The organism is Sphingobacterium shayense (assembly GCF_013179575.1).
GTDB classification, from domain to species: domain Bacteria; phylum Bacteroidota; class Bacteroidia; order Sphingobacteriales; family Sphingobacteriaceae; genus Sphingobacterium; species Sphingobacterium shayense.
On record NZ_JABMCQ010000184.1, the window covers coordinates 1 to 7,837 of the forward strand.

At 41.2% G+C, this 7,837-nt stretch carries 4 protein-coding genes and 1 pseudogene; 1 reads left to right on the top strand and 4 read right to left on the bottom strand.

The features are described 5' to 3' along the window. Both HP439_RS16460 and HP439_RS16465 read right to left on the bottom strand, forming a co-directional pair. Window positions 1–200 (bottom strand): annotated as a pseudogene (locus tag HP439_RS16460) (RagB/SusD family nutrient uptake outer membrane protein); the annotation flags it as partial. An 11-nt stretch (window positions 201–211) separates the two neighbouring features. After that, the gene (locus HP439_RS16465; protein ID WP_172391435.1) at window positions 212–3,172 is read right to left on the bottom strand and encodes a SusC/RagA family TonB-linked outer membrane protein; all 2,961 of its coding nucleotides are present in this window, start codon (window positions 3,170–3,172) and stop codon (window positions 212–214) included. 519 nt (window positions 3,173–3,691) lie between these two features. Between HP439_RS16465 and HP439_RS16470 the strand changes: the two genes are divergently transcribed. After that, window positions 3,692–6,688 carry a DUF2723 domain-containing protein gene (locus tag HP439_RS16470; protein ID WP_172391436.1) on the top strand — a complete coding sequence of 999 codons (2,997 nt, stop codon included), beginning with the start codon at window positions 3,692–3,694 and terminating at the stop codon, window positions 6,686–6,688. Between the two features lie 85 nt (window positions 6,689–6,773). Here the strand turns inward: HP439_RS16470 and HP439_RS16475 are convergent, their stop codons facing one another. Both HP439_RS16475 and HP439_RS16480 read right to left on the bottom strand, forming a co-directional pair. Further along, entirely contained in the window at window positions 6,774–7,235 is a 462-nt protein-coding gene (locus tag HP439_RS16475; protein WP_172391437.1) for an Hsp20/alpha crystallin family protein, read from the bottom strand. A 19-nt stretch (window positions 7,236–7,254) separates the two neighbouring features. Then, the gene (locus tag HP439_RS16480) at window positions 7,255–7,551 is read right to left on the bottom strand and encodes a hypothetical protein (RefSeq protein WP_172391438.1); all 297 of its coding nucleotides are present in this window, start codon (window positions 7,549–7,551) and stop codon (window positions 7,255–7,257) included. Between the last annotated feature and the right edge of the window lie 286 nt (window positions 7,552–7,837).

Consider the following 7,837-nt stretch of genomic DNA (forward strand, 5'->3'; position numbering starts at 1 on the left):
TCTTGAAGACGCCAGCGGTCTTCTCCTAGGTACCATTTTGCATGGGTAAAAGGCCTAAACAATGCTGCCTTTATATCTTTTTCATTCTTGAAGAATGTCTCTGGCGTTACAGAGCTATAAAACTCTTGATCCAGTTTCGTGCAACTACCGGCAGACAAAAGTCCGATGCCTGCACATAAAAATATTATATATTTGTTCATCGTTGTTTTAATTAAAAATTAAGCTGTAATCCAAACATAAACGTCCTAGTTTTCGGATAGACGTTACGTTCTTCAAAACCTGGTTCTAAACCGTTTATATTCACTTCTGGATCAAGTCCTGTGTAGTTTGTGAATACAAAGAGGTCACGGCCCGTTGCATATAACCGAAGATGATTCAAAGGTTTAATAGCCGACTTCTTAAATGTATAGCCGATGCTTATCGCGTCCACTTTTAAGAAGTTTCCTTTTTCTAGCCAGTAATCAGAAAGTTCTTTCTCGCCGACTACGTTCTTGTGGTCTTCGTATGCTTCCTCTAATACGTTCTGTCCTTTTACATTTGGCAAGCTATAGTACATATTGATCATATTAAATACATCATGACCTAGCCAGCTACGCATATACACACTGGCATCCCAGTTTTTATATTTTACTTGATTGTTCCAAGATAGTTGTAGGGTCGGAATTGCCTGCCCAACGAAAGATTTGTCGTCTTGCTGTTTTGCTCGATCTCGCACATCAAATGCATTACCGTCTTGGTCATATAACATCCAGTATCCATCATCGGTAAAGCCTGCATATCGCCATAAGAAAAATTTACCGATTTCCTGATTAGGATAAAGACGAACGGCGGTACCTGGAGATCCGGGCGCAGGAAAACTCTTTTTGTCGGAAAATGTTTGACTACCCCATAATGAGTTAAGTTTACTAGTGTTATGTGAAGCAACTATTGAAGTCGTATAAGTTAGATTCTCCTTGTCTACAGCTTTGTAATTTAGTTCAAACTCAAATCCTTTATTTTCCATGCTACCTACATTCATCGTTGTTTTATCATGAATTGCAGGGGGTTGGGATACGGAAATGTCATAAATTAGATCATCAATGACCCGTTTATAGACATCGAAACGACCTCCTAACTTATTATTTAGTATCGAAAAATCCATCCCTAAGTTGTATTCCTTTTTGACTTCCCATTTTATTCCGGCGTTTTGATTGTGCCGGACACCATACGTTCTGAACCATTTGCCATCTTGCAGGAACCACGAGTCAGCGTTATACATTCTAGTGGAGACCTCCGCTCCGAAGCCTTCATTACCGGTCTCGCCGTAGCCCGCTCTAAATTTCAGATCATTGATAAACGAGACATCTTTCATGAACGATTCTTCCGACATACGCCAGCCTAGCGACAACCCGGGAAAAAGTCCCCAGCGGTTTTCCGGCGCAAATTTCGACGATCCCTCATAGCGAGCGGTAGCCGTAACAATATATCTGTCTAAAAACGAATAATTCACTCGTCCAAAAAATGCAGCTAGTTTTACCCAAGGATCTTTCCAGGACCCAAGTTCAGCACGCCCTTCTGAAAGGTAGCTTCCCGACGCAAAATCGTGTTCCCGTATACCGTCAACCGAAAAATCGGAATTTGCCCCCTTAAAGCCTTGTCCATTAAAGTCCTGATAACTATAGCCGCCGACTGCGTTTAGGGAATGGTTATCCCAACGTCTATCATACGTTAAAGACCATTCGAATATACGATCCGTTTTACGTAAATATTCTTGGCTAGCATATCCATCCACATTATCTTCGCGCGAGATACGGTGCTGCGAGGAACGGAATATTGACCCGTGCTCTGTGCTCCGTTTTAAACCGACTGTCGCGCTTGTACTTAAATATTGGTTAAGCTTTACCTTTAATGTAGAGTTGGCCAATAGGTAATCGTATTTACGCCTGTCGTCACGAAGCATAACTTCAGCCACAGGGTTCCAATAATCATACCCTCCCACCAGTACGTTATAGCCCGTCAGATCATTTTCGTTATATGGAGTTTCCGTCGGATTTAACACCATCGCCATATTGAAAATATCATAATTCGTGAAATCGGCATCTACTTCATTATAGCTAACGTTTGTTGCTAGTTCAGCAAGTCCATCGAAGAACTTGAAATTTGAGTTCACACGTCCTCCAATTTCGCCTCTCTTGGAGCCTAATCCAATTCCGGTTGCATCGCGCTTGGTAAAAGTGGCGTAAACGTTGGCATTTTCTGATCCGCCACTAACGTTTAAGACCTGACGGTGACTAAACGGATTGTCGTTCGTTACTTCGTCGTACCAATCAGTTTTATGTCCCAGATCGTCACCTAGTCCTACTTCAACAAACTTCTCGGGAGATAGAACTTCGGGCCGTCTGCGAATCCCTTCTAAGAAATACTCAGAAGTGAAACTAACCACGGCTTTTCCAATTTGCGGTCGTTTCGTAGTTATTAAAATCACTCCGCCGGATGCTCTTGTACCATATATAGCTGCTCCTGAAGCGTCTCTTAAAATGTTGATAGATTCGATATCCTCTTTAGCAACAGAATTAACGTCGCCACCCGGCACACCGTCGATAACGACTAATGGTCCTTGTGAAGCATTCACAGAATTAACCCCGCGGAGTTGTACACTGACGCTTGAGTTAGGGTCGTTTCCATGTTCTGAGACAACGCTCAGTCCGGGAACCTTTCCCTGCATCGACATTAGCGGTGATACGGATCCTGGAACCATTTCTTCGGGACGAATTGTTGTAACCACACTCGTGAGCTGCTTCTTCTCGAGGGATCCATAACCGACGACCACAACTTCATCAAGTCCGTGAGGATCTTCCTGGAGGACGATATCTAATCTAGCGCCATCAACAGGTACTACTTGGTTCAAATAACCAATCATAGAAATTGTCAATGATGACTCTGTCGCTACTCCGGACAGTTCAAATTCGCCATTTTGATCTGACTGAGTTCCCATGCTCGAATCGGTGACGGTGATTGTTGCTCCCGGTAAAGGGGCACCTTTGGCATCTTTTACAACACCTTTTACAGTTTGTTGTATAGCTGCATGCGCATACGTGGAGGCGACCGATTTACTAATCGGTAACGCGGTGAGAGAGCCGCTGAACAACAAAATTTTGGTCAGCACCCTAAAATTAATAGGCTTATTTTTCATTCAGTTTAAATAGTTTAAGCGTCTGTAAACGATAGGTTTAAATACAGCTAATTCTAATCATCGTTCGGGCGAAAAGGTGAAGTAGACGTTGCTGAATCGTTAAAGCAAATATACAACTTTAAACCAATGGAAAAAAAATAGGTAGAATTCATTTGTGAAACAAATGAATTCTGTTTGGATGTTTAGTCTAAACCACGCTGTTTTTACTCCTGCTTTTGGGATCATAGGAGTGAAAGAATCAGCCATTGTAGGTATTGACTTTCCTTTTTAAGCTGTTTTAGAGTTTTTTTCAACATGGTCGCGACATAAGAATATGTAAAGAGCTTTCATCTAACTAATCACCTCTGTCCGTAGTCGATATTAAAGGATCTCATAGGTTTTCTATTGAGCTTCTTGACTTTTCAGCACACAAGGATTTTTTGCTTTGACACGACGAGAAACAATCTGCTGTTAAATACTGTTAATTTTGGAGATGGATGCTGTTTCTTTTCTAAATTTAGAGTACTAATAACTAGAAAAATGACCTATAACAAACTCAATAACATCTGTGGATGGATATGCGGCGTGATTGCTGCGACCGTTTATGTGTGTACCACCGATAGATTCAATAGTTGGTGGGACACAGGAGAGTTCATTCCCTCCGCCTACAAACTTGAAGTTGTACACCAACCAGGCGCACCATTGTTCTTAATGATTCAAAATCTTTTTTCGAATCTTGCCTTGGGTGATGTTACCAAAATAGCCTTTTGGATGAATGTTGGTACTGCTATCATAAGCGGTCTTACCATTGTCTTTTTGTTTTGGACTATTACGGCGTTAGCAAAGAAGGTCGTGCATCGAAAAAAGTTGGATTTGTCTAGCAATAGCAAATTTCAGATTTTAGCGGCAGGTGCTGTGGGGGCTCTAGCTTACAGCTTTAGCGATACCTTTTGGTACTCGGCGGTCGAAACGGAAGTTTATGGGATGTCCTCCCTGTGCACGGCCGCCGTTTTCTGGCTGATTTTAAAATGGGAAACAAGAGCTGATGCGCCCGATGCCGGTAAATGGCTTTTATTGATCGCATTTGTTATTGGCCTATCTATCGGAGTCCATTTATTGAATTTGCTTACAATTCCTGTTCTAGCGGTTATTATATACTACCGAAAGACGGATATCATTAGCTGGCAGGGCGTGTTGAAAAGCTTAGCTCTGGGGGTTCTCATTTTAGCATTTATACTTTGGGGCGTTATACAATATTTTGTCAGCTTGGCTGCCTATACAGATTTATTCTTTGTGAATTTCCTTGGTTTAAGTTTTGGCTCAGGAGCTGTATTTTTTATCGGAGCCCTAGGCTGCAGTATAGTCGCAGGGATATGGTATGCTAAGAAAAAATCGAAATACATATTACACTTGTCGCTATTAGGACTCAGTTTTATTCTGTTTGGATTTAGCTCCTACACAATGTTGTTGGTGCGTTCACAAACGGATATATCGCTCAACAATGGATCTCCAGACAATGCTTTTTCTTTTTTAGGCTACCTTAGCCGCGAGCAGTACCAATCAGAACCTCTTTTTAAGGGGCCTGCATTCGACGCTAAAGTAGTCGGATTTGAAAGTAAACATACTTTCGCAAAAGGAGACAAAAATTACCGTAAGATAGAAAGTAGCGGAGAATATAAATATAACGAGGAAATGTTTTTCCCTCGTGTATATAGTAATCGACACGCCGACATGTATCGATATTATTTGGGTCTTGGCGACAATCAATCACCGAGCTTCGCAGATAATTTAAGGTTCTTCTTCTCCTATCAACTGGGACATATGTACGGGCGTTACTTTTTATGGAATTTTGTAGGTCGTCAAAACGACACACAAAGTCACGGGGGGGAGATTAGTGGCAACTGGTTATCTGGAATCCGCGCCTTGGACGAAATGCGACTCTCAGGACAAACTACATTATCGGAGCGCATGAAGAATGATCCCTCACGCAATACTTATTATTTCCTCCCTTTTTTAATCGGTATTGCTGGCTTTCTTTGGCATATTAAGAAAAATAAAAAGGATGCGTTTGTACTAAGCTTATTGTTTTTCTTTACTGGAATCGCAATTGTGATTTTTATAAACCAAACACCTCTACAACCCCGTGAGCGAGACTATGCCTACTCCGGCTCGTTTTATGTATTCGCGATATGGATAGGCCTAGGAGTTTTTGCATTAACAGAATTTCTGACGCGCTACTTATCCGCCAGAGTTGCGACAATTGGCGGGTTTGCCTTGGCAAGTCTAGCTGCACCTTTGCTTTTAATCACTCAAAACTGGGACGACCACGACCGATCGGATCGGGCATGGACTAGAGACATGGCGTTTAATTATCTACAGTCTTGTGAACCCAATGCGATCCTATTTACCTATGCCGATAATGATACATTCCCCCTCTGGTATTTACAAGAAGTTGAAGGTGTACGTACAGATATTAGGATTGTAAACCTTGGTTACTTACAGTCCGACTGGTACCTAAAACAATCTATTAGAGAAATAAACGACGCAAAGGGAGTGCCGATTAACATCGATGTCAGCAAGGTAGAAAAAGGCGTTCGCGATGTTGTTCATGTGCATGAGCTAGGGATTGAAGGCTATACAGACGTAGATACCCTACTGGAAATTATGCTTTCCGACAATCCAAATAATCAGCTAGAACTTCAGGACGGAAGCTATGTGAATTTCCTGCCAACAAGGAAGATGCAGTTGAAAGTCAATCCTGCCGATGTCATACGTAATAAAGCCGTGCCAAGTGGATGGGAGGCAGCAATCACCGATGTTATGCGCTGGTCATTCACCAAGAATATGGTCACTAGAGCTGAGCTAGGAATGATGTCCATTCTTGCCAATAACAATTGGGAGCGTCCTATTTATTTTGCAAACATGTTGTCTTCGGAAAATTTTATGGGATTGGACCGTTATCTGGTCAATGAAGGGCTCGTGTATAAGCTTATGCCAATCGAAGTGCAGCAGCCAGAATCTCAAATATCTATTGTTAACACAGATATACTATTTGATAACATTACAACTAAGTACAAATGGGGAAATATTCAAAACATACATCATCTGGATAACGATTACAATGTTTTTGTCAACAAATACCTTTTTCGACAGACGTTGGGCGTCGCTATGGACAGCTTAGTGCGAGAAGGTAAATTGGAACAGGGTCGGCAGGTCGCATTACTTGCGAACCAACACATGCCCAAAAAAATTGTCAATCCGGAGCATGCCTACATAAATAGTATTGTAGTAGACACATTGTTTAAGACCGACAGACCTGAACTAGCACGTACCGTTGCCGAAAAAAGCTTAACGTATATCGATGAAAATTTGGCATACTATCACGCCGTAGACAACGATCTATCTCCATTCGATATGCGCGAAGTTAATTTGAATTCCCAAGCACTAGAGCGATTTAAAACGATAGCGGTGGCAGCCGAAAGTAACGAGCTGATTGCAAGAATAGACGCCATCGAACGGCGCTATTCCGTGCAGTAAACCAATAGCGATGAACATCAAAAAAGCTCGATTTTTGGATCGAGCTTTCTTAGAAAAATATATTGGCAAATAATGCCGAGGGATGTTACGAAACGGTAATTTGGTGTGCAGATTTAACGCGGTCCAAATCTTTTTGTAGGATGATGGTTAACACACCGTCATCATAACTAGCATGGACTCTTTCTGTGAGAATGTCGTCTTGAAGTTGAAACGCACGTTCGAACGAAGCGTTGGGTTGTTCCTGATGGATATAGTTTGCTGTAGCGTCCGCTTCCTGTGCTAGTCCCGATATAGTTAGGATTTGTTTGTCGATACTAATTTTGAAATCCTCTTTCCGGCGTCCCGCGGCAAAAAGCTGTACCTGATAAAATTCATCACTCTCGGTAATGTTTACTGGAACGTGTGCTCTCTTTTTAAAGTCCGTGCTCGAATCACTATCGTCAAAAAAGTGTTGCTGAAACTTCTCGAATTTCTGTTTAAAGTTTCCTTTACAAAATCTATTATGGCCTTGAAAATCGGCGGTGGTATAATTATCTCTATTGAACATTTTTTTTATTTTAAATGGATTAATAAATAGGTACGATTGTTTTTTTACTTTCTTGGAACGTGTGCTGCATCGGAACGATAGCACTCTGCTGTTGACGGTATACCGCATACATAGGATATGGACTTATTGCGGCCTGTTCACGAGAAGCCAACAGTTTTTTCTTTCTTATTTTTGCTGTGATAAGCGAGCCAATCCCAATAGCTACTGTGGCTAAAAGTACCAGTTTAAAGATTGTCCCAATGATCAGGGTTGCTAGACCGAGTAGAACCGTTAGGACAAGAAGTCTAGGCAGTATGAATTTAAATTTATTTTTCATGTCTTTTGTTTTATTATTATATGATTAAAGGCCTTTGGTATTGTAGACGAATAGATTGAGTGAAATACTTTAAATATTTTAATTTTTTTTTAAAACGTACGTATCGCATCAAACCTTCCATCGTCGTTAATGTATTTTCAATGATGTTAATTTGACTGTTGAATTCATTTTTTGATACTTACGAAACCCGTAGGCTATTATAAGGCGGAAGATAATTGCCGTTTTCGAGTCGAACGCATCGATGGATCAAGGTTGTTATATCTCAGCTATATATGGCATAAGTTCT

Excerpts from the sequence above, each read along its gene's own strand:
- HP439_RS16465 (WP_172391435.1), bottom strand. The coding sequence starts at position 3,172 with ATGAAAAATAAGCCTATTAATTTTAGGGTGCTGACCAAAATTTTGTTG.
- HP439_RS16475 (WP_172391437.1), bottom strand. The coding sequence starts at position 7,235 with ATGTTCAATAGAGATAATTATACCACCGCCGATTTTCAAGGCCATAAT.
- HP439_RS16480 (WP_172391438.1), bottom strand. The coding sequence starts at position 7,551 with ATGAAAAATAAATTTAAATTCATACTGCCTAGACTTCTTGTCCTAACG.
- HP439_RS16470 (WP_172391436.1), top strand. The coding sequence starts at position 3,692 with ATGACCTATAACAAACTCAATAACATCTGTGGATGGATATGCGGCGTG.